At 66.0% G+C, this 19422-nt stretch carries 16 protein-coding genes and 1 pseudogene; 6 read left to right on the plus strand and 11 right to left on the minus strand.

The genetic code is table 11. The annotated features are described in order from the left end of the window. Positions 1-77: 77 nt before the first annotated feature. Entirely contained in the window at positions 78-404 is a 327-nt protein-coding gene (locus tag CJ301_RS07025; RefSeq protein ID WP_099275747.1) for a transposase, read from the minus strand. 273 nt (positions 405-677) lie between these two features. On the opposite strand from CJ301_RS07025, the gene CJ301_RS07030 reads away from it, so the two are divergent. The 3 genes from CJ301_RS07030 (at position 678) to CJ301_RS07040 (ending at position 5126) form a co-directional block, all read left to right on the plus strand. Next, the gene (locus CJ301_RS07030; RefSeq protein ID WP_099275749.1) at positions 678-1505 is read left to right on the plus strand and encodes a hypothetical protein; all 828 of its coding nucleotides are present in this window, start codon (positions 678-680) and stop codon (positions 1503-1505) included. Positions 1506-1626: 121 nt separating this feature from the next. Beyond that, positions 1627-2790: an acetate/propionate family kinase gene (locus CJ301_RS07035; RefSeq protein WP_099275751.1), complete on the plus strand. Its 1164-nt coding sequence runs from the start codon at positions 1627-1629 to the stop codon at positions 2788-2790. Next, on the plus strand, positions 2787-5126 hold the full coding sequence (locus CJ301_RS07040; protein WP_099275753.1) for a phosphoketolase family protein: 2340 nt from the start codon (positions 2787-2789) through the stop codon (positions 5124-5126). The genes CJ301_RS07035 and CJ301_RS07040 overlap by 4 nt, the downstream gene beginning before the upstream one ends. Positions 5127-5481: 355 nt before the next feature. On the opposite strand, the gene CJ301_RS18660 is transcribed toward CJ301_RS07040, so the two are convergent. The 6 genes from CJ301_RS18660 to CJ301_RS07070 form a co-directional block, all read right to left on the minus strand. Further along, positions 5482-5718 (minus strand): hypothetical protein, encoded by a 237-nt coding sequence (locus tag CJ301_RS18660; RefSeq protein WP_162620446.1) that lies wholly within the window; start codon positions 5716-5718, stop codon positions 5482-5484. A 138-nt stretch (positions 5719-5856) separates the two neighbouring features. Beyond that, positions 5857-7530, minus strand: coding sequence for a cis-3-hydroxy-L-proline dehydratase (lhpI, locus tag CJ301_RS07045; RefSeq protein ID WP_099275755.1), 1674 nt, complete (start codon positions 7528-7530; stop codon positions 5857-5859). 358 nt (positions 7531-7888) lie between these two features. Next, positions 7889-8611: an amino acid ABC transporter ATP-binding protein gene (locus CJ301_RS07055; RefSeq protein ID WP_099275757.1), complete on the minus strand. Its 723-nt coding sequence runs from the start codon at positions 8609-8611 to the stop codon at positions 7889-7891. Then, positions 8604-9257: an amino acid ABC transporter permease gene (locus CJ301_RS07060; RefSeq protein ID WP_099275759.1), complete on the minus strand. Its 654-nt coding sequence runs from the start codon at positions 9255-9257 to the stop codon at positions 8604-8606. Before CJ301_RS07060 ends, CJ301_RS07055 begins: the two co-directional genes overlap by 8 nt. 15 nt (positions 9258-9272) lie before the next feature. Continuing rightward, on the minus strand, positions 9273-9938 hold the full coding sequence (locus CJ301_RS07065) for an amino acid ABC transporter permease (RefSeq protein ID WP_099275761.1): 666 nt from the start codon (positions 9936-9938) through the stop codon (positions 9273-9275). A 62-nt stretch (positions 9939-10000) separates the two neighbouring features. Continuing rightward, complete coding sequence (locus tag CJ301_RS07070; RefSeq protein WP_099275763.1) at positions 10001-10807, minus strand: ABC transporter substrate-binding protein; 807 nt, start codon at positions 10805-10807, stop codon at positions 10001-10003. 215 nt (positions 10808-11022) lie between these two features. Between CJ301_RS07070 and CJ301_RS07075 the strand changes: the two genes are divergently transcribed. Then, on the plus strand, positions 11023-11289 hold the full coding sequence (locus CJ301_RS07075; protein ID WP_099275765.1) for a hypothetical protein: 267 nt from the start codon (positions 11023-11025) through the stop codon (positions 11287-11289). Positions 11290-11552: 263 nt separating this feature from the next. Here the strand turns inward: CJ301_RS07075 and CJ301_RS07080 are convergent, their stop codons facing one another. Genes CJ301_RS07080 through CJ301_RS07090 form a run of 3 tightly spaced genes read right to left on the minus strand, consistent with a single transcriptional unit; the run spans position 11553 to position 15361 of the window. Further along, complete coding sequence (locus tag CJ301_RS07080; protein ID WP_099275767.1) at positions 11553-13064, minus strand: aldehyde dehydrogenase (NADP(+)); 1512 nt, start codon at positions 13062-13064, stop codon at positions 11553-11555. A gap of 51 nt (positions 13065-13115) precedes the next feature. After that, entirely contained in the window at positions 13116-14117 is a 1002-nt protein-coding gene (locus tag CJ301_RS07085; RefSeq protein WP_099275769.1) for a 4-hydroxyproline epimerase, read from the minus strand. Next, positions 14114-15361, minus strand: a complete 1248-nt coding sequence (locus tag CJ301_RS07090) for an NAD(P)/FAD-dependent oxidoreductase (protein WP_099275771.1) — start codon at positions 15359-15361, stop codon at positions 14114-14116. The genes CJ301_RS07085 and CJ301_RS07090 overlap by 4 nt, the downstream gene beginning before the upstream one ends. 84 nt (positions 15362-15445) lie before the next feature. Between CJ301_RS07090 and CJ301_RS07095 the strand changes: the two genes are divergently transcribed. After that, positions 15446-16219 carry a GntR family transcriptional regulator gene (locus tag CJ301_RS07095; RefSeq protein WP_367869639.1) on the plus strand — a complete coding sequence of 258 codons (774 nt, stop codon included), beginning with the start codon at positions 15446-15448 and terminating at the stop codon, positions 16217-16219. A 74-nt stretch (positions 16220-16293) separates the two neighbouring features. On the opposite strand, the pseudogene CJ301_RS07100 reads toward CJ301_RS07095, so the two are convergent. Next, a pseudogene (locus CJ301_RS07100) lies at positions 16294-17305 on the minus strand (transposase); the annotation flags it as partial. A 437-nt stretch (positions 17306-17742) separates the two neighbouring features. On the opposite strand from CJ301_RS07100, the gene CJ301_RS07105 reads away from it, so the two are divergent. Continuing rightward, complete coding sequence (locus tag CJ301_RS07105; RefSeq protein ID WP_216823253.1) at positions 17743-19416, plus strand: ABC transporter substrate-binding protein; 1674 nt, start codon at positions 17743-17745, stop codon at positions 19414-19416. The last annotated feature ends 6 nt before the right edge of the window (positions 19417-19422 follow it).

The following is a 19422-nucleotide window of genomic DNA, read 5'->3' on the forward strand; positions in this document are numbered from 1 at the left end:
TCGCGCAGCGCGGCGTTGTAAGCGGACCAGTTCGTAGTGCGATAGCAGGCAGGCATGGGCTTCGTCATGCCGCCCACCTAAGCGGCTGATCCGCTGTGTGAACCATAAGGCGGGGAGTTCTGCAACAACGCCACCTCGGCCTTGAACAGGCCGATGACGCTTTCTGCGAGCTCCTTGATCCGGGCCTTCTCCGCGCTGGTCGGTCCGGCCTCCTTGCCCGTGTTACGTTGCGCCTGCTTGTACCAGACCCGCAGGCTGTCAGACGAACAGCCCAGCTTCTGAGCCATGTCGCGCACCGCCGCCGATCGGCCGCGGTAACTTTCCAGATGATCCTCGACCATCTGCACTGCCCGCTCGCGAAACTCGGCCGAGTACGAGCCTGTCATATGCGTCTTCCTGTCCATAAAGAGCAATCCTTCGAGAGTTCTGCTCTCCGGGCAACCCGGGGCGGTTCAGGGCTTCGGCACGGCATGGCCGCAAGGCCGGGGTGTGGCCTGCTTTTGGGAAACTGGACGGCCGGATCCTGTCCCAGGATCGGGGAGGACCCTAGTCCAACGGTCGGCGCAAGGCTCCGTTTCGCCCGGTGCCCCGCCGCTTGTGCGCAGGGGTCATCACATTGGTGGAACAGCGCCCGGAGGTTGTCGTTGGGGCAGCATCACGGAGAAGGAGGACGAGAGATGACATTTCGTGCTGCAATTGCCCGGTCCACCGCCCTTGCCACGCTGCTGGCGCTTCCCTTGGGGGGGCTGCCCGCCACTGCCCAGCAGGATGACGCATCGCAGGCGCAGACCACGCAGGAAAAGATTGCCCAGGCCGACGCCCCCGACACCGCCGAAACCGACACCGCCCTGACCGAGGGCGCGATGGGCGGCCCCGACGCGGTGGTCGTCACCGTGGGGGATGCCGAGATCCTCGGCTCCGACGTGATGCGCGCGATCGGCGCATTGCCGCAGCCCATGCGCGCGCAGCCCGCCGAGATGCTGCTGCCGATGGCTCTCCAGCAACTCGTGCTGCGCGAGCTGATCCTCGACCGGGCGCGCAGCGAGAACCTCGTCGACGATCCAGACTTTGCCGCCATGGCCGATCAGGCCACCGCCGAAGCCGAGGAGAACGCGCTTGTGCAGTTCTGGCTGCAACGCGAGATGGCGGATGCCACCAGCGATGAGGCCGTGAACACGGCCTATGAACAGATCACCCGAAACGCGCAGGGCGAGGTGCCGGCGCTCGAGATGGTGCGCCCGCAGATCGAGCAGGAACTGCAGCGCCGCGAGATGACGCGGATACGCGCCGACCTGCAGGCGCAGGGGCCCGAAATCACCTTTGCCGGGCAATCGCCGGATGAGGCGGCCTATGACGACGGCTCGTTCTGCACCGCCGATTATGCGCCCGAAGGCGATGCGACGCAGCAGGCCGGGTCGGAGTTCGCCGAGATGGATCTCGACGGCGACGGCATGGTCTCGCAGCAGGAATATGCCAAGTGCCGCATGGCTGCCGCCGGGGAATGACGTCTCGCGGCCCGAAAGGTCGCTGGCCGTGAAGACGCCACGGGGCAGGGCGGTGGCCTGCCCCGTGGCATTCTCTTCGCCCCCCCGCCCGAATGCGGGCCGGGCCCAACCGGAACATCGTATGACCGGCAGCATCCTTGCCTTCAACATCGGCTCATCCAGCATGAAGTTCGCCGCGTTTTCGCGCGGCTCCGGCGCGCCCGGCCTGCTGCTGAGAGGCGGTCTCGACGACAGCACCGATGAAGGCGTGGTGCTGCAGGACGAGCAGGGCGCCGACCTGCCGCCGCTCGATCTGCCACAAGGGCCGAACCGCCGCGACGTGGTGCTTGCGCTCGCAAGGCGGCTGAAGACGGAGTTGCCGGGGCCTCTCACGGTCGGGCACCGGGTCGTGCATGGCGGCGGGCGCTTTGCGGCGCCGGTCATGCTCGATGCCGAGACGGAAGGTGAGCTGCGCGGCTCCACGCCCTTCGCGCCGCTGCATCAGGGGGCCAATCTCGACGCGGCGGGCTGGCTGCGCCGCGCGCATCCCGATCTCGTGCAGATCGCCGTGTTCGACGACGCGTTTCATGCCGCCATGCCGGAGGTCGCGCGCCGCCTGCCGCTGCCCGGCGACGTCGCCCACGGGCTGCGGCGGCACGGGTTTCACGGGCTGTCCTATGCCTCGGTCGCGCGGCAGATGGCGGGGCTGTCGGAGGCGAGACGCGTGATCGCGGCGCATCTGGCGGGCGGCGCGAGCCTGTGCGCCCTGCTGGATGGCAGGAGCGTCGATACGACGATGGGGCTGACGCCGCTCGACGGAATGATGATGGGCACGCGCTCGGGTGCGCTCGATCCCGGGGCGCTGCTCTACCTGATGAAGCGCGACGGACTTGGCGCGGAGGAGATGGAGGAGCTGCTCTATCGCCGCTCGGGTCTGAAGGGCGTGTTGGGCATCAGCGCGGATCTGCGCGATCTCTTCGCCTCGAAGGACAGGGCGGCCGCGCGGGCGATCGACCTCTACTGCCATCTGCTCACCCGCCATGTCGGCGCGATGGCGGCCAGCCTCGGCGGTGTCGACGCGCTGGTCTTCACCGGCGGCGCGGGGCAGGGGCAGCCGGAAATCAGGGCCCGGGTCTGCGAAAGGCTGGGCTGGCTCGGTCTCGCGCTCGACGGGGCCGCCAATGCCCGAAGCGCGATGCTGATCTCGGCACCGGACAGCCGGATCGAGGTCCGGGTGCTGCCCGCCGAGGAAGAAGCCGAGATCGCCCGCGCCGTGGAAGACTGTCTGAAAGGGAACGAGAGATGAGCGACGAGTTGGATCATGTCGATGCCTGGTGGCGGGCCGCCAACTACCTATCGGCGGCGCAGATCTACCTGCTCGACAACCCGCTGCTGCACGAGCCGCTGCGCCCCGCGCACATCAAGCCGAGGCTCCTTGGGCATTGGGGGACCTCGCCGGGGCTGAACTTCGTCTATGCCCATCTCAACCGGGTGATCCGGGCACGCGATCTCGAGATGATCTTCATCGCCGGGCCCGGCCATGGCGGCCCTGCGGTGCTGGCCAACACTTGGCTCGAAGGCAGCTATGGCGAGACCTATCCCGAGATCGGTTTCGGCGAGGACGGCCTGCGCCGCTTCGTGCGGCAGTTCTCCTTTCCGGGCGGCGTGCCGAGCCATGCCGCGCCCGAGACGCCGGGCTCGATCCATGAGGGCGGGGAGCTGGGCTACAGCCTGATGCACGCCCATGGCGCGGCTTTCGACAACCCGGATCTGCACGTGGCCTGCGTGATCGGCGACGGCGAGGCCGAGACCGGGCCGCTCGCGGCAAGCTGGCCCTCGATCCGCTTCGTCGACGCGGCGCGCGACGGGGCGGTGCTGCCGATCCTGCATCTCAACGGCTACCGGATCGCCGGGCCGACGGTGATGGGCCGCATGCCGGACGAAGCGCTCGACGCGCTGTTTCGCGGCCATGGCTACGCGCCGGTCTTCGTCTCCGGCGACGATCCGGCGCGGATGCATGGCGAGATGGCCGCCGCGCTGGATGCGGCCTTCGACCGGATCGCCGCGATCCAGCGCGCGGCGCGGTCGGGGGAGGCCGACCCGGCGGAGACCCCGCGCTGGCCGCTGATCATCCTGCGCAGCCCCAAGGGCTGGACCGGACCGAAGGAGGTGGACGGCGCGCCGGTCGAGGGCACGCACCGGGCGCATCAGGTGCCGCTGCCCGGCGTGCGCGAAAACGAGGCGCATCTGCGCCAGCTCGAGGCCTGGCTGCGCAGCTACCGCCCCGAGGAGCTTTTTGCGGATGGCGCGCCGAGCCCAAAGATCCGGGCGCTCGCGCCTCAAGGCGCGCGGCGCATGGGCGCGCATCCGGCGGCCAATGGTGGAAAGCTCTTGCGCCCGCTCGACCTGCCCGCCCTGTCGGTGGCGGAGGTCGAGGTGCCGGCCCCCGGCGCGGCGCAGGCCAGCGCCAACCGCGCGCTCGGGGTCTGGCTGCGCGAGCTGATGCGCGCCAACCCCGACAATTTCCGCCTGTTCGGCCCCGACGAGACGGAGAGCAACAAGCTCGACACCGTGTTCGAGGCAAGCGGGCGCAAGGCCACCGGCGCCGTGATCGACAGCGATGCCGACCTCGCCGCCGACGGGCGGGTGATGGAGGTGCTGTCCGAGCATCTGTGCCAGGGCTGGCTTGAAGGGTATCTGCTCACCGGGCGACACGGGCTGTTCAACAGCTACGAGGCCTTCATCCCTATCGCCGGCTCGATGCTCAACCAGTTTGCCAAATGGCTTCGGGTGAGCCGGGAGCTGCACTGGCGCGCGCCGCTGGCCTCCTTGAACTACCTGCTGACGTCGCATGTCTGGCGGCAGGACCATAACGGCTTCAGCCATCAGGATCCCGGCTTCCTCGACCATGTCGCCTCGAAAGGCGCGAAGGTCGCGCGGATCTGGCTGCCCCCGGATGCCAATTCCCTGTTGCAGGTGGCGCGAAGCTGTCTCGAAAGCCGCGACCGGGTGAACGTCATCGTCTCGGGCAAGCACGAGGAGAGCCAATGGTTGTCGCCCGAGGCGGCGCGCGCGCATTGCGCGGCCGGGATCGGCATCTGGGACTGGGCCTCGGACGCGGGTGATCCGGGCGTGGTCATGGCCTGCGCGGGAGATGTGCCGACACAGGAGACCCTCGCCGCCGTCGCCCTCCTGCGCGAGCGGTTGCCGGATCTTCCCCTGCGCGTGGTGAACGTGGTCGACCTCATGGCCCTGCAGCCGCCACCGCGCAATCCGGACGGGCTGCCGGAAAAGCGATACGACGCGCTGTTCACGACAGATCGCCCGGTGATCTTCGCCTTTCACGGCTATCCCGGCCTCGTTCACGAGCTGTCCTGCAAGCGGCGCAACCATGCAAACATCCATGTTCACGGCTACCGGGAGAGCGGCACCACCACCACGCCCTTCGACATGGTGGTGCGCAACGGGCTCGACCGGTTTCACCTGACGCTGGCGGCGCTGCGCCGGTCCGGTCGGAAGGACGGGGCGGCCGAGGCATTGGCCGCGCATTGCCGTGACCGGCTGGCGGCGCATGAGCGCCATATCCGCGAGACGGGCACGGATCTGCCGGAGATCGACGCATGGAGATGGCCGGGCGAATGAACGGGCGGGCGGCACTGCACGAAGGTTGTCACTGCCTGTGCTGCCGCCGACGCGCGAGTGCGATGTGCGGTCGATGGGTTGCGAAGCAGCGGGCAGGTGATGGGTGTCGCATGAGGCAGGCAGATAAGAGCGAGCCCAGTGTCACACCGCTCACCAGATCTGGCCGAGCATCTTCAGAACCGCACCCATGTTGAGCCCGGACCCCGCGCGCAGCCGAACCTCATAGGTTGCGGCCGGCGCCTCGGCTTCGGCCAACACGCGCATGAGCCGCGTCTCGACCTACGCCGTGAGCAGACGTCGCGCCAGATCCGGCGCGGCAGCGGCGGTCAGGATCTCGGCGCTGGGGGTGATGTCGTCAAGCTCGGCCGCCACCGCCTTCGACGCGCCGCCAATGCGCCGAAACCTCATCGCCCCAGGCTTCGTTGCCCTGAAAGGCGAGAGGCATCAGCCGTTGAACGGCCGTCAGCTCGCGCTTCGCGGAGAAGCGTCTCGTACCGCCGGCCAAGGTCCCGTCGTCGCCGGCTTTATGGGTGCGCGCCGACGAGGCCGGGGCTTCCGTCGCGCCTGGTGTCGTAATCCTTTTGTCGTCCATCTCGTACTCCCCTGATCCAGAGAAATGGTGCTACGGACTGTCTCAAGAAACCGTGCCCCAACCCACCCGAGTTCTCCCTCGGCATGTGCCGAAATCACGTGGACGGTCTTGCGGCTGCGCATCGGCCCTTCCTTCGTTTCAATCGAGCCATGCCGGCGGACCGGCTGGGGCGCGTCCGTTCAGCGCCGTCTCCACGCAGTCGGAAAGGCTGCCGAAGCGCACGCCGCGGCCCGACAACCCCGGCGCGTAGTGGGCGTATTTGCCTGAATTGGTCATCAGCACCCGCGCCGTCGGCGGAAACACCGGCTCGACGATCGAACACCAGCAGATGTCGGGGACGACCCGAACACCCGCCGTCTCGAGCGTCGACAGCGTGCCGCACTCCTTGATCGCCTCAAACGTGCCGGGACCCACGGTGACGACGGTCGCGGTCGTCTCAAGGCAGCGCCGCCCATCGAGCAGCTTGGCCACCCGCCGGCATTCGGCGGCCGAGAAATGAGGGCTGCCGAAGGCGACCAGATCGACCGTCTCTTCGGCCGCGTTGAACTGGTGCCAGACCTGCGCGAGCTCCTTGGCGCCGACCTGGAGCCGATCCGCCTCCGGCGCGACATGGGACGCCTCGGGCGTGTGCCCGGCGACGTGCAGCATCGGTGCGGCCGAGCTGGTGCCGAAGGCCGCGCAGAGCGCCTTCAGGTCGTCCTCGTTCGGCCGCGCATGTTCCAGCCCGGTGAGCAGCGGGATCCGGTCCGGCGACAGTTTGCCGGCGAGATAGCCGAGCATCGGCCAGAGCGCCTCGTCATGGTCCGGGGGCAGATCGACCGCGATGACGCGGCGCGCGACGCGTTCCGCGTCGAGATAGACGCTGGACAGCGGCGCGCGGCCGGTCATGGCGATGCACAGGTCGAGAAAATCGGGATGCTTGACGCTGCGCGCGCCGATCACGCTGTTGGCATAGATCACCGCGTTCGACTCGGCCCAGGCGATGAACTCTCCCCGCGCCGGCCGGTCGTCGAGCTGATAGGGCGCGCAGGTGAAACTCGGCTGCGCGCCCATCGCCACATAGGCGTCGGCCAGCCGGGCCGCCGGGCCGCCGAAATCGGGCGCCACGCCCTGGCTTTGCCAATTGCCCCGATCCACCGAGATGGCGTTCATGGTCGTGGGCAGGCGCACCTTCGCCCCCTGTTCCAGCATCGCCTCGGCGAAGCGCAGATTGGCGGGGCTGGCATAGATGCAGCCGTCGATATGGGCACGGCTCACCCCGACGAGGCTGCGCGCGCCCTGCACGAGGGCCATGGTGCAGACCGTTTCCATCGCGAATTGCATGGCCGGGCCTTCGCTACCCTGCAGCATCGCGCGGTCGGTCTCCTCCATCTCCAGCCCGTCGGGCGCGACCGGATCGAGCCGCAGGCGCAGATCCCCCGCTCGGAGTTGGGTTTCCTCGATCCCGACCCGGCCTTGTCGCGACACCGCGTCATAGCCCACCGCATCGAGCCGCAGCACCGGCAGGGACTGGCCGAACATGCGCGAGGCGATCAACGCGCCCAGCGTCAGAATGTCCTCGGAATCCCGAAACACGAGCGCGGCGGGCGCATGGCCGTTCAGCGCCAGCTCCAACAGCACGCCGCTGCCGGTGCACGAGCCCCGGCTCGTCGGCATCATCACCACCCGGCCCGCGAGGCTTTCGCCGTGCTGGGGGTGATGTGTGTCGATGATCCGGCCGCTGGCCGGGTCCACCCCGCCCCAGAAGCTCAACCCTTCCGACAGCACGAGCACCGGAGCCTCGGCCCGGCCCGCGACGATGCAGAGCGTCATGATGCCTCCTCCCGGATCACGTGACGACGAAGCCATGCGTTCGCCGATGAAGATGGTATTGTAACCGGTCAGCCGCGCTCAGCCCGCGATGGCGGCCGGCCGGCCAGCTCGGTCCGAGCCTCGATTCGCACCCGGAACAGCGAGCCGATGATGCTTTCGAAAGGGCGCCTGCTGGATGACCCGCGACGAGGCGAGCGGCAGCACGTCGCTGAAGGCGAAGGCCCCGGCATTGCCCGCGCTCGCGCCTGCCGAACGCCCCCCGGTCGATCACGCGGACCTTCAGCCCGCGCGCTTGGGCAGCGAGAGCAATCGACCGGCCCACGACCCCGGCACCGATGAGGACGATTATCCCGTTCCATCAGCGCACGTTCGACAGGAACTCGCGGGTTTCGGGCCGCTCGGGCGCGCCGAAGATCTGGTCGGGCGCGCCGATCTCGGCCATGACGCCTTTGTGAAAGAACGCGACGCGATGCGAGACGTCGCGCGCGAAGTTCATCTCGTGAGTCACGCAGATCATCGTCATGCCCTCCTCGGCCAGCAGCTTGAGCGTATCGAGCACCTCGCCGACCAGCTGCGGATCGAGCGCGGAGGTCACCTCGTCGAACAGGATGTAGTCGGGCGACATCGCCAGCGCGCGCGCGATCGCCATGCGCTGCTGCTGTCCGCCCGACAGGCGGCCGGGATAGACCTTGAGCTTGTCACCAAGCCCGACATGGCCGAGCTGGCGCGCCGCGATTTCCTCGGCCTCGCCACGCGACTTGCCCAACACCTTGCGCAGCGCCAGGGTCACGTTCTCCAGCACCGTGAGATGCGGAAAGGCGTTGAACTGCTGAAACACGATGCCGATCTTGCGGCGCAGCCGGTTCAGATCGGTCGAGGCGGCATGCACCTCGGTACCGTCGACGACGATCCGGCCCGTGTTGATCGGCTCCAGCCCGTTGATGCAGGTCAGCAAGGTCGACTTGCCGGAGCCGGATCCGCCGATCACGGAGACGACCTCGCCTTTCTCGACGGTCAGGTCGATGCCCTTGAGCACCTCCAGGGCGCCGAAGGATTTATGCACGTTTTCGATTTCAATCATTCTCTTGCCACCGTCTTTCGAGATGGGCGCCGAAGCGGGCGATGGGAAAGCTCAGCGCGAAATAGATCGCGCCGGCAACGAGCAGGATGAACATCGGCTCCTGCAACCGCGTCACCAGGATCTGCGAGGCGCGCAGCAACTCGATCAGACCCAGCCAGAGTATCAGGGCGCTGTCCTTCATCACCCCCAGCGTCAGGCCGATCCAGCTCGGCAGGCCGACGCGCAGCGCCATGGGAAAGACGATCTGCGTCATGTCCTGCCCCCATGTCATGCCCAGCGAGCGAGCCGCGCGGCGGGTCACCTTGGGCACCGCCTCGATCGCGCCGCGCACGATCTCGGTGCAATAGGCCGATGTATAGAGCGCCAGCACGATGCAGGACGTGACGAAGGGCGAAATCTGGAACCCGGCGATGGCCTGTAGCGCGTTGGCGAGAATGAGTTGGATCAGCAGCGGCACCGAGCGGAAGATGTCGAGCACGAAGATGAGCGGCAAGGTGATCCATGGCCTGACCTGGCTGCGGATCACGCCGAACAGAAGGCCCAGAACCGTGCCCCCCGTCACCGCGAATGCCGTGACCGCGAGCGTGACCCCCGCCCCTTTCAGCATGAACCAGACGTCGTTGAGAGTGAGGCTGGTGTCGAACATGTTCTCCCCTCCCCGTCAGTAACGGAACATGCGCCATGCGGCGAGCCGCGACGCCAGCATCACCGCCTTGGCGATGACGTAATAGATCACCGCCGCGAGAGCGAAGAACTCGAAGGTGCGGAAGCTGCGCGCGTTGAGGTCCTGCGTGACGCCGGCGAGGTCGGTGTTCATCCCTACCGTGACACCGAGCGATGTCATCAGGATTGCCCAGACCGTCTGGTTCATTGTCGGCAGGAAGGAGATGCGCAGCATCTGCGGCATGACGATCAGCCGAAACGCCTGGGCCTGTCCCATGCCGAGCGAGCGTCCGGCCCGGATCTGCGTGTCCGGGATCGCGCGCAGCGCACCGCGGAAGGTCTCGGACAGATAGCCGGCATTGTTGAACGCGATACCGGCGAGCAGCGCGGCAAACGGGCTCAGATAGATCCCGAAGGAGCCGAGTCCGAAATGCGCCATGTAGATTTGGAACAGCGCCGGCGTGTTGCGGGCTACCTCGACCCAGGCCGTGGCCGGCGCGCGCAGCCAGCGCGAGGCGGAATTGCGCGCCACCGCAAGGATCACGGCGAACGTCATGCCGATGAGCATCGACAGGACCGCAATCTGCAGTGTGACCAGCGCCCCATCGAGCATCTCCGGCAAGGCGCGGAAGGCCTGCCGCCACTGAAAGGTATAGTTGAACATCGGGCTCTCCGCTCGAAACGGTCAACGGATCGGGGGCACTCGAAGGGCGCCCCCGATCCGGCTCAGCGATAGACCTTTTCGATTACCAGGTCGGGCGCCGTGTCGTTGACCCATTTTTCATAGAGTTCCGCATAGCGGCCCGTGCGAACCTGCTGGTTCACGAAGAGATCGAGATAGTTGAGAAGGCCGTATTCATTACGCAGCGTGATCAGGCCAACATAGTCGACATCATAGGGCGCCTCCCCGGCGATCGTCAGCCCCTCGAACTTGCCACTTTCAATGATCGAGGACGCCACGGTCGAGGTGACAATGGTGGCATCGATCTGGCCTTGCGACAGGGCTAGGAACACATCGGCCTGGCTCTGATACGGACGGAAGCTGCCATCCCCCCATTCATCGACATCGGCCTCGAGGGCGATCGCCTCGTAGGTGCCGGCCACCGATCCCACCGTGCGCCCTTCGAGCGCGTCGAAATCCGAGATGCCCGCATCCTCGCGGGTGAGAACGACGTTGGTGAACGCGAAATAGGGGATGCTGAAGCCCACCGTCTTGGCGCGTTCGAGCGTATCGGAGGTCGAGGCTACGCCGATATCGGCGCGGCCGGATACCAAGGCCGGGATGCGGTCGGGGAACGGCGTTTCCACGATTTCCGCCTCCACACCAAGCGCCGCCGCGAGATCATTGCAGTAGTCGACGTCGAAACCGACCGGCTCGTTATTGGCGTCGCGCGAGCCCATCGGCGGGAAGTCCAGCACGACGGCGCAACGCAGCGTGCCCGATGAGATGATGTCATCGAGCTTGTCCGCTTGAACCGGGCCGGCAACCAGAGCCGCGGCCAGAAGGCCTGCGGGAAAACGGTAGAATGTCATTTGATGCTCTCTGCTGGTGGGTAGGTGCCCGTCTGTTGGCGACGAGTCTGGATACAGATAATTACAGATACCAATACAAGTAAAATACAATATTTATACATGTAGCAGTTTTTTTTTGTCGACATTTTCGGGGGTCTTGATGATGATGAGTTGGGTCGCCCCTCCTGACGGCACTTGTGCCACGATGGCCCGGATCGGATCAGGAAGGTTGAGCTATGATGAAGGACGTACCAATCATCGGCATCGACTTGGCCAAGCAGGTGTTCCAGCTTCACGGAGCGACCGCCGACAGCGAAGTCGTCTTTCGAGAGAAGCTGTCGCGCAATCAGTTCGTGGCATTCATGGAGGCACATCCTCCTTGCCGCGTCGCGATGGAGGCGTGCGCCACGGCTCACCACTGGGCTCGCACTTTGATGGGTTTCGGCCATGAGGTGCGGCTGACCTTCCGGCTCCCATGCGCCAGATGGCGCGACTTTGTCTGAACCAGATCGCCGATTTGTCTCGTCGCATCGAGGAGATCGACGCTCAGATATCGGCGGCCAGCCGGCCATCGCGTTTTTCCGCGCGCATGCAGAAGATGCCCGGTGTTGGTCCCGTGACCGCCATGGCCCCGGCTGCCTTCGCACCACCGATGGAGAGCTTCCGGCGAGGCCGCGCCAATGGCGCCACACCCGCTCCGTTTCTCACGTCAGCTTTCTCTCACCCGACCCCGCGCAAGCACGTCACCTGCGCGGGGAGTGTGATCTTAGGCCCAGACGTTGGGCAGCAGCGCGTTGGGGACGTTCTGGAAGCTCACGGGGCGCAGGAAGCGGCGGATCGCCATCGTGCCCACCGAGGTGCCCGAGAAGGTGGTCGCAGGGTAGGGGCCGCCATGCACCATGGCATCACCGACTTCCACACCCGTGGGGAAGCCGTTGACCAGCAGACGCCCGGCCTTGCGTTCCAGAATGCTGACAAGCCGCCTGGCCACGTCGGTGTCGGCGTCGTCCATGTGCAGGGTGCAGGTCAACTGCCCGGCGAGCTCTTGGGCAAGCTGTTCCATCTCGTCCAGATCGGTGACACGTACGACGATGCCCAACGGCCCGAACACCTCATGGGACAGGTCGGGGTTCGCGCGCCAGTCCGCACCGGTGGTCACGAAAAGGGAGGGGGCGGCGGTGCGGCCGTCGCACTGTTTCGACAGGACGCTGCTCACGGCACCGGTGGCGACCACGGCATCCCGGCCGCTGCGGTAGGCCTCGGCGATTCCGTCGGTGAGCATGGTTTGGCCTTCGACCTTGTCCAGGGCCTTGGCGGCGGCCGCGATGAAGGCGTCGGCCTCGGGCCCGTCCAGCATCACGACCACACCGGGGCTGGTGCAGAACTGGCCCACGCCCATGGTCAGCGACCCGGCCCAGCCTTCGCCCAAGGCGGCGGCGCGGTCGGACATGGCGTTGGGCAGCAGGAACATCGGGTTCACGGAGCCGAGCTCGCCGAAGAAGGGGATCGGCTCGGGGCGGGCGGCGCAAAGATCATAGAGCGCGCGGCCCCCGCGCAGGGAACCGGTGAAGCCCGCGGCCCGGATCAGGGGATGTTCCACGAGCGCCTTGCCAACTTCGAGCGAGCCGCCGTGAACCATCGAGAAAGTGCCCGGATGCAGGTCGCATTTCGCCACGGCGGCGGTGATCGCGTCGGCTACCAGCTCGGCGGTCGCGGGGTGCGCTTCGTGGCCCTTCACGACCACGGGACAGCCCGCCGCCAGCGCCGAGGCGGTGTCGCCCCCGGCGGTGGAGAAGGCCAGCGGGAAGTTCGAGGCACCGAAGACCGCGACCGGGCCGATGGGACGCTGGATCAGCTTCAGATCCGGGCGCGGGAGCGGTTCGCGGTCGGGCAGCGCGGTGTCGTGCCGCCGGTCAAGGTAGTCGCCCTTGCGGATGTGCTCGGCGAACATGCGCAACTGGCCGATGGTGCGGCCGCGCTCACCCTCAAGCCGGGCGGTGGGCAGGCCGGTTTCGGCGTGGCCCATCTCGGTGATCTCGGCGCCGCGGGCGTCGATCTCGCCGGCGATGGTCTCAAGGAACCGGGCGCGGGTTTCGGAGCCGGTGTTGCCGTAGTCGACAAACGCCGCGTCAGCCGCGCGTACGGCGCGGTCGATCAGCGCGGAGTTGCCAGCGGCGAAGGACTGGCCCTCACCCGCGATGGGCGAGGAGGTGAACCGCGCGTCTGCGTCGACCTGTTCGCCTGCGATCAGGTGTTTGCCGTGGGGCGTATAGGTCATGTATCTCTCCTGTTAGGTCGGATTTTCGGGTGGCCCGGCGGGCCGATCGTCTCAGGTCACCACGAAGCCGTGCGCATAGGGGTCACGGTCGTCGATGAAAATGGTGTTGATGCCGGTCTGGCGCGCCCAACCTCCGATGGAGGGGATGATCGCATCCCGGTCGCCCACCTTGGCGGCGGCTTCGACGCGCCCCTTGAACAGGCTGCCGATGATGCTTTCGTGGACGAAGTCATCCCCCACCATCAATGAACCCCGCGCCGCCAGATGCGCCATGCGCGCCGAGGTGCCGGTGCCGCAGGGCGAGCGGTCGATCGCCTTGTCGCCATAAAACACCGCGTTTCGAGCATGGGCGTCGTCCCGCATCGGCGCGCCGGTCCACAGGATGTGCGACAACCCGTTGATGGCGGGGTTTTCGGGGTGTTCGAACCTGTAGGCGTCGTTCAGGGCGCGGCGCAACTCGGGGCTGTAGCCCACGAGCTCCCCGGCGGTGTAATCGGCCATGTCGCGGAAATTCTCCTGCGGTTCCACGATGGCATAGAAATTGCCGCCATAGGCCACGTCGACGGTCACCTTGCCCAGACCCTCGACCTCGGCCACGAGCCCTTCGGCATAGAGGAAGGCCGGCACATTGGTCAGGCGGACCTCTTCCACGAAGCGCCCTTCCTGCCGGTATTCGACGGTGACCAGACCGGCGGGCGTGTCAAGCCGCAGCTTGCCCGGCTCCCGCGGGGTGACAAGACCGTTTTCCAGCGCCATGGTGACGGTGCCAATGGTGCCGTGGCCGCACATGGGCAGGCAGCCCGAAGTTTCGATGAAAAGCACCGCCACGTCGCAATCGTCGCGCGTGGGCGGATAGAGGATCGCGCCGGACATCATGTCGTGGCCGCGCGGCTCGAACATCAGGCCCGTGCGGATCCAGTCATAGTCGGCAAGAAAATGGGCGCGCTTCTCGATCATGTTGGCGCCCTCAAGACAGGGGCCGCCTCCCGCTACCAGGCGCACGGGGTTGCCACAAGTGTGGCCGTCGAAACAAGAAAAACTGTGGTTGGTCATGGTCTGTCTTTCAGAAAACGCTGTGGCGCGAATGGCGTCAGATCAAGGGCAGGGGGGCGTCCGGCGACCAGATCGGCCACCAGTTCGGCGGTGCCCGCCGATTGGGTCAGCCCCAGATGCCCATGCCCGAAGGTCAGCACCAGATCGGGGTGGCGCGGGGCCGCGCCGATCACCGGCAGGCTGTCGGGCATGGAGGGCCGGAACCCCATCCACGTCACGCCGCCCGCGGTGTCGAGCTCGGGCAGGAAATCGCGCGCCTTGTCGAGCAGGATCTGCGCCCGTTTCATGTTCGGAGGCAGGTCAAGCCCGCCCAGCTCGACCGCGCCGCCGACGCGCAGGCCGTCGCCGATGCGGGTCACGACGAAACCGTGGGACGAGAATGTCAGATGCGTCCGCAGATCAAAGGCGCTGGCCGGCAATGTGGTGTTGTAGCCGCGCTCGGTCTCTAGCGGCAGCTTGAGGCCAAGGGGCCGCAGCAGGGTGTTGGACTGCGCCCCGGCGGCCAGCACGACCTTGTCGAACTGCGCCGTACCGTTGTCGTGCGTCACGGTCACGCCCGGCCCGCTGGTGTCGAGCCCGCGCACTGCCACTTGCAGGATCTCGCCTCCACCCGCGACCACACGTTCGGCCAGGGTCTTGACCCAAAGCTCCGGATCGGTGGTGTTGAACCAGTCGGGGGTGAACACGGCCGAGGTGAACTGCGGATTGAGGCCGGGCTGCACCTCGCGGATTGCCTCGTGCGAGGTGAGGGTTTCAAAGCGGATGCCCGCCGCGGCGCGTTCGTCCCAGCCGGGTTTGGCGGCGGCAAGTTGGCGCGGGCTGTCGTAAAGCTGAAGCTGGCCCTCGTGACGGATCAGATCATGCATGTCATGGGCTTCGAGCACCCGGTCGAGGGCCTGCGCGGAGAGTTGCATCATCGCGGTCTGGGCGTCCCGTGCGGCGGCGTAGCGGTGCGGAGACGAGGCCCCGGCAAACCGCAGCAGCCACGGCAGGAGTTTCAGCGCATAGGCCGGACGGATCGAAAGCGGGCCCAGAGGATCAAGCAGCCATTTCGGCGCTTGCTTCCAGATGCCCGGGATGGCCAGCGGGATGATGTCGGCAAAGGCAAAGGCTCCCGCGTTCCCCCGCGACGCACCCTGGGCCACCCCGTCGGGGTCGAATAGGGTGACGTGATGCCCGTCGCGCATCAGGGCCTGCGCGACGCTGACCCCGATCACTCCTGCACCGACAATCCCTATGCGCATGGGCCACCTCTCGTCCTCATTGCCTCATGTCTTATCGGTCCCGACTCTCTATGTCGACACAAATAATACATTTGGCAATTTCCCATGGGCTCGCATAAAACCGGCAGCGATACTGGTTTTGCACGGGACGGATTGATGAGCGCAGCGAGTAGCGTGAATGGAGCAAAAAGCAAGCACGGGCGCAAGCGGGGTTCCGGCGTCGCGGTGGTCTATGAGACCCTGCGGCGGGAGATCATTGATCTGACGCTGGCACCGGGCAGCCCCATCGACGAAGTGCAGCTTTCCGAACGGTTCGAAATGTCGCGCACCCCCGTGCGCGAGGCTCTGGTGCGGCTGGCGGCGGAAAACCTGATAACGATCCTGACCAACCGCGCCACGGTCGTCTCGCAGATCGATTTCGTCAACATGCCGGCCTTCTTCGATGCGCTGACGCTAATGTACCGTGTCACCACACGGGGGGCGGCGGAAAACCGGACGGAGGCCGATCTTGAAAAGATCCGTAAGCTGCAGGCCGCCTTCGCGCGCAGCGTCGACTCAAGCGACGCGCTCGAGATGATCTCGACCAACCGCGACTTTCATTATGGCATCGCCGAAGCGGGCCGGAACAAGTATTACATCAACCTGTTCGCCCAGTTGCTCGATGACGGGTTGCGCATCCTGCGGTTGTATTACTCGTCATTCAATGATGAATTGCCGCGCGAGTACGTAACCGAACATGATGGCCTGATCGACGCGATCGCGCGGCAGGATGTAGAGGCGGCAGACGCCCTTGCCCTGGCCCATGCGGACCAGATCGTGAAACAAATCCAGTCCTACGTCGCCGCCGACCGTCGCACCAGTACCGGGCTGGCGCTTTAGAACGCCTGGTGAAACTGAGGTGGTCCCCATTTCCTGGACAAGTTCGCGGCGCTGCTGAGCTTGCCTGTTGATCATGCCGCCGCTTTCAAGCCGGGGCCCGCATGGGCCTCGGCCGGTGTTCGTCCACCGAGCGCCGTGTGAGGCCGCTCAGTGTTGTAGAAATCGATCCACCTTCCGATACCCGCCCGGGCCGCCGAGCCGGTCTCGAACGCGTTCAGATAGGCGCACTCGTATTTCAGGGGCCGCCATAGGCGCTCGATCATGACGTTATCCATCCAGCGTCCACGGCCGTCCATCGAGATCTTCACCGTTGCGTCCAGCAAAAGCTGGGTGAAGCGCGGGCTGGTGAATTGGCTGCCTTGATCTGAGTTGAAGATCTTCGGCAGCCCGTGGCGCTGCATCGCGTCCTCCAACGCCTCGATGCAGAACTCGACATCCATCGTGTTTGACAGCCGCCAGGAGAGAACGCGGCGCGTCGCCCGATCCATGATCGCGACGAGATGAAGAAAGCCCCTTTGCATCGGAATGCAGGTGATATCCGCGCACCAGACCTGGTTCGGTCGGTCGATCACCCTGCCGCGCAGCAGGTAAGGCCATCTGCGGTGCTCCGGGTGGGGCATGGTGGTGCGTGGCCTCTGGCAGACCGCGCGTCGATCAGCTTCATCAGCGCGAGGTTCAGCGAGCTCTCCTCCTGTCTCAGCCCATACCAGGCCGAGCGGCTGATGCCGATCAACGCGTATTGTCGACTGACGGCCAAGGCGGGGTGCCGAGGTTCGATCATCTCTCGCCTCCGGGCCACGCTCACCGGCCGGAGGCTTTGGCCAAAAAATCGCGCTCGACCACGCGCTGCCCGATCTTCGTGTGAAGTTTCTCGATCTGACGCTCCTTCTCGGCGGCGTGCGCTCCGGCCTTGCCAGAGAATTTCCCGGCCATGCCCGCGAGCGCTTGGCGCTTCCAGGCATTGATTGCCGTCTGATGCACGCCGTGCTTCGCCACCAGTTCTGCGACCGTCGCCTCACCCCTTATGGCCTCGAAGGCCACCTTCGCCTTGAACTCGGCGCTGTAGTTCTTCCGTTTGCCAGCCACGCTGTTCGTCCTCGTCATCCTTGGCGACAAGCCTGGCAGTGGGTCAGGATTTCGGGGGCCATCTCAAAGTCATCATCACTGCGGTCGGACGAAAATTCGTCAATATCGCCAACGCTCCATGCAAAGCGCGCAAACCATGGAGCTTTCTAGGCGCCTGACGGAAACAGTTGCCAGGTCGACGTACCGGCAAAGCGACGAAACCCACTTCAGAACAGAGACTTGGCAAGGGAGCCCGAAGTGGGGCGGCCTGTGCGGCAAGGGGTGCGGGCCAATCGTGATCGCGCCGCCGCCGCGTCGGGTTGACAGAATATGCGTCTCGTATAATCATTGTCGACAATAATAGCATAAAGGGAGAGAATTGTATGATCACGTCTTTCGACGGGGCACGCCGGGCGGCCTTTGCAAGCACAGCCGTAGCGCTGGTAATGGCCGGGGCGATGCCCGCCTTGGCCCAGGGACAGGATGGCGGCGTTCTGCGCATTCTCGGCTCCGGCGATCTGGGCCGGCTGGACCCGATGACCGTCGCCACCGTGATCGACAACAACTTCGTGCGCGCCACGGCTCGCACCCTGATCAGCTACGAAAGCTCGATGGACGAAGACGCGCGCATCGCGCCCAAGGCCGACCTTGCGACCGAAGTGCCGGAGCCGTCCAACGACGGGCTGACCTACACCTTCACCCTGCGTGACGGCATCACTTGGGACGCGCCCGACGGCGCCCGCCCCATCGTCGCCGAAGATTTCGAACGCGGCCTCAAGCGGACCTGCAACCCCTTGCTCGGCACGCCGTTCCTGACCTACTACGTCTCGCTGATCGAAGGCATGGACACGTTCTGTGATGGCTTCGCCGAGGTCGAGCCGACTGTCGGGGCCATGAAGGACTACATCCAGAACAACGACATCTCCGGCATCGAGACCCCGGACGAGGACACGGTGGTGTTCAACCTGACCGAAGAGGCCGGCGACTTCATCTACATGCTCTCGCTCTCTGCAGCGGCGCCTGCGCCGGTCGAGGTTCTGGACTACCTGCCCGACAGCCCCGAATACCGCGAGAACTTCATCTCGTCCGGGCCTTACACATTGGCCGAGAATATCCCCGACGTGCAGACCCGTCTGGTCCGCAACCCCTCCTGGAATCCTGATAGCGACCCGCTGCGCGCAGGCTACGTCGACGAGATCGAGCTGACCTTCGGGCTTCAGGCCGATGCGGCGATCCAGCAGATCCAGGCCGGTGACGCCGATATGCTCTACGACATCCTTGTGCCGCCGGCGCTGATCCCGATGTTGCAGGCCACCGGCGACGACAAGCTGGTCGCGATCTCGACCGGGCGCACGGCCTTCATCTTCATCAACACCAAGTCCTCCAACGCGGACGGGGCACTGGCCGATCTGCGGGTGCGTCAGGCGCTCAACTATGCGATCAACAAGGCCGCCGTTGTGCAGCAGCTGGGCGGGCCCTTCGTGGCCGCACCCCAGAACGGGATCTTCGGACCCGGTCTGCTGGGCTATCACGATTTCGACCTCTACCCTTCCGAGGATGCCAAGGGCGATCCCGAAAAGGCCCGCGAACTGTTGGCCGAGGCGGGATATCCCGACGGGATCAGCCTGAAGATGCCGTTCCGCAACCTCAACAACGAAAGCGCCATCGCGCAGACGTTGCAGGCGAGCTTCGCCGAGGCCGGTATCGAGATCGAGCTGATCCCCGTCTCTGCTGCGGACTACTACTCCAAGTATATGACCAACCCGCAGAACACGACCGACGGCGCATGGGACATCGCCCCGGTGAGCTGGTCGCCCGACTGGGCCGGCGGGGCCGCGCGCTCGGTCTTCCAGCCGCAGTTTAGCTATGACGGCCGGCACCAGACCTACAACTACACCGACTACAACAACGATGAGGCGAACGCCCGCGCCAAGGAAGCGATCAACGCCACCTCCGTCGAAGAGGCCGCGCGCCTGTGGGGTGAGGTCGATGAGATCGTGATGGCCGACGCACCGGTGGCGCCGTTCATCTCGCAGAACGTGGTCGTCTATCACAGCGACGCGGTCGAGAATTTCGAGCCCTACGCCCTGGGCGCGAATGGTGACTGGACCAACGTCTGGCTCGATCGCTGATCTGCG

This window comes from Limimaricola cinnabarinus (assembly GCF_002723615.1).
Taxonomy (GTDB): Bacteria; Pseudomonadota; Alphaproteobacteria; order Rhodobacterales; family Rhodobacteraceae; genus Limimaricola; species Limimaricola cinnabarinus_B.

What these genes read in the sequence shown, in the direction of transcription:
- CJ301_RS07095 (WP_367869639.1), top strand. Translation starts at nt 15,446, where the DNA reads ATGGGCTCGCATAAAACCGGCAGCGATACTGGTTTTGCACGGGACGGA.
- CJ301_RS07060 (WP_099275759.1), bottom strand. Translation starts at nt 9,257, where the DNA reads ATGTTCGACACCAGCCTCACTCTCAACGACGTCTGGTTCATGCTGAAA.
- CJ301_RS07080 (WP_099275767.1), bottom strand. Translation starts at nt 13,064, where the DNA reads ATGACCTATACGCCCCACGGCAAACACCTGATCGCAGGCGAACAGGTC.
- CJ301_RS07070 (WP_099275763.1), bottom strand. Translation starts at nt 10,807, where the DNA reads ATGACATTCTACCGTTTTCCCGCAGGCCTTCTGGCCGCGGCTCTGGTT.
- lhpI (WP_099275755.1), bottom strand. Translation starts at nt 7,530, where the DNA reads ATGACGCTCTGCATCGTCGCGGGCCGGGCCGAGGCTCCGGTGCTCGTG.
- CJ301_RS07055 (WP_099275757.1), bottom strand. Translation starts at nt 8,611, where the DNA reads ATGATTGAAATCGAAAACGTGCATAAATCCTTCGGCGCCCTGGAGGTG.
- CJ301_RS07075 (WP_099275765.1), top strand. Translation starts at nt 11,023, where the DNA reads ATGATGAAGGACGTACCAATCATCGGCATCGACTTGGCCAAGCAGGTG.
- CJ301_RS07040 (WP_099275753.1), top strand. Translation starts at nt 2,787, where the DNA reads ATGAGCGACGAGTTGGATCATGTCGATGCCTGGTGGCGGGCCGCCAAC.
- CJ301_RS18660 (WP_162620446.1), bottom strand. Translation starts at nt 5,718, where the DNA reads ATGGACGACAAAAGGATTACGACACCAGGCGCGACGGAAGCCCCGGCC.
- CJ301_RS07025 (WP_099275747.1), bottom strand. Translation starts at nt 404, where the DNA reads ATGGACAGGAAGACGCATATGACAGGCTCGTACTCGGCCGAGTTTCGC.
- CJ301_RS07105 (WP_216823253.1), top strand. Translation starts at nt 17,743, where the DNA reads ATGCCCGCCTTGGCCCAGGGACAGGATGGCGGCGTTCTGCGCATTCTC.
- CJ301_RS07030 (WP_099275749.1), top strand. Translation starts at nt 678, where the DNA reads ATGACATTTCGTGCTGCAATTGCCCGGTCCACCGCCCTTGCCACGCTG.
- CJ301_RS07065 (WP_099275761.1), bottom strand. Translation starts at nt 9,938, where the DNA reads ATGTTCAACTATACCTTTCAGTGGCGGCAGGCCTTCCGCGCCTTGCCG.
- CJ301_RS07090 (WP_099275771.1), bottom strand. Translation starts at nt 15,361, where the DNA reads ATGCGCATAGGGATTGTCGGTGCAGGAGTGATCGGGGTCAGCGTCGCG.
- CJ301_RS07035 (WP_099275751.1), top strand. Translation starts at nt 1,627, where the DNA reads ATGACCGGCAGCATCCTTGCCTTCAACATCGGCTCATCCAGCATGAAG.
- CJ301_RS07085 (WP_099275769.1), bottom strand. Translation starts at nt 14,117, where the DNA reads ATGACCAACCACAGTTTTTCTTGTTTCGACGGCCACACTTGTGGCAAC.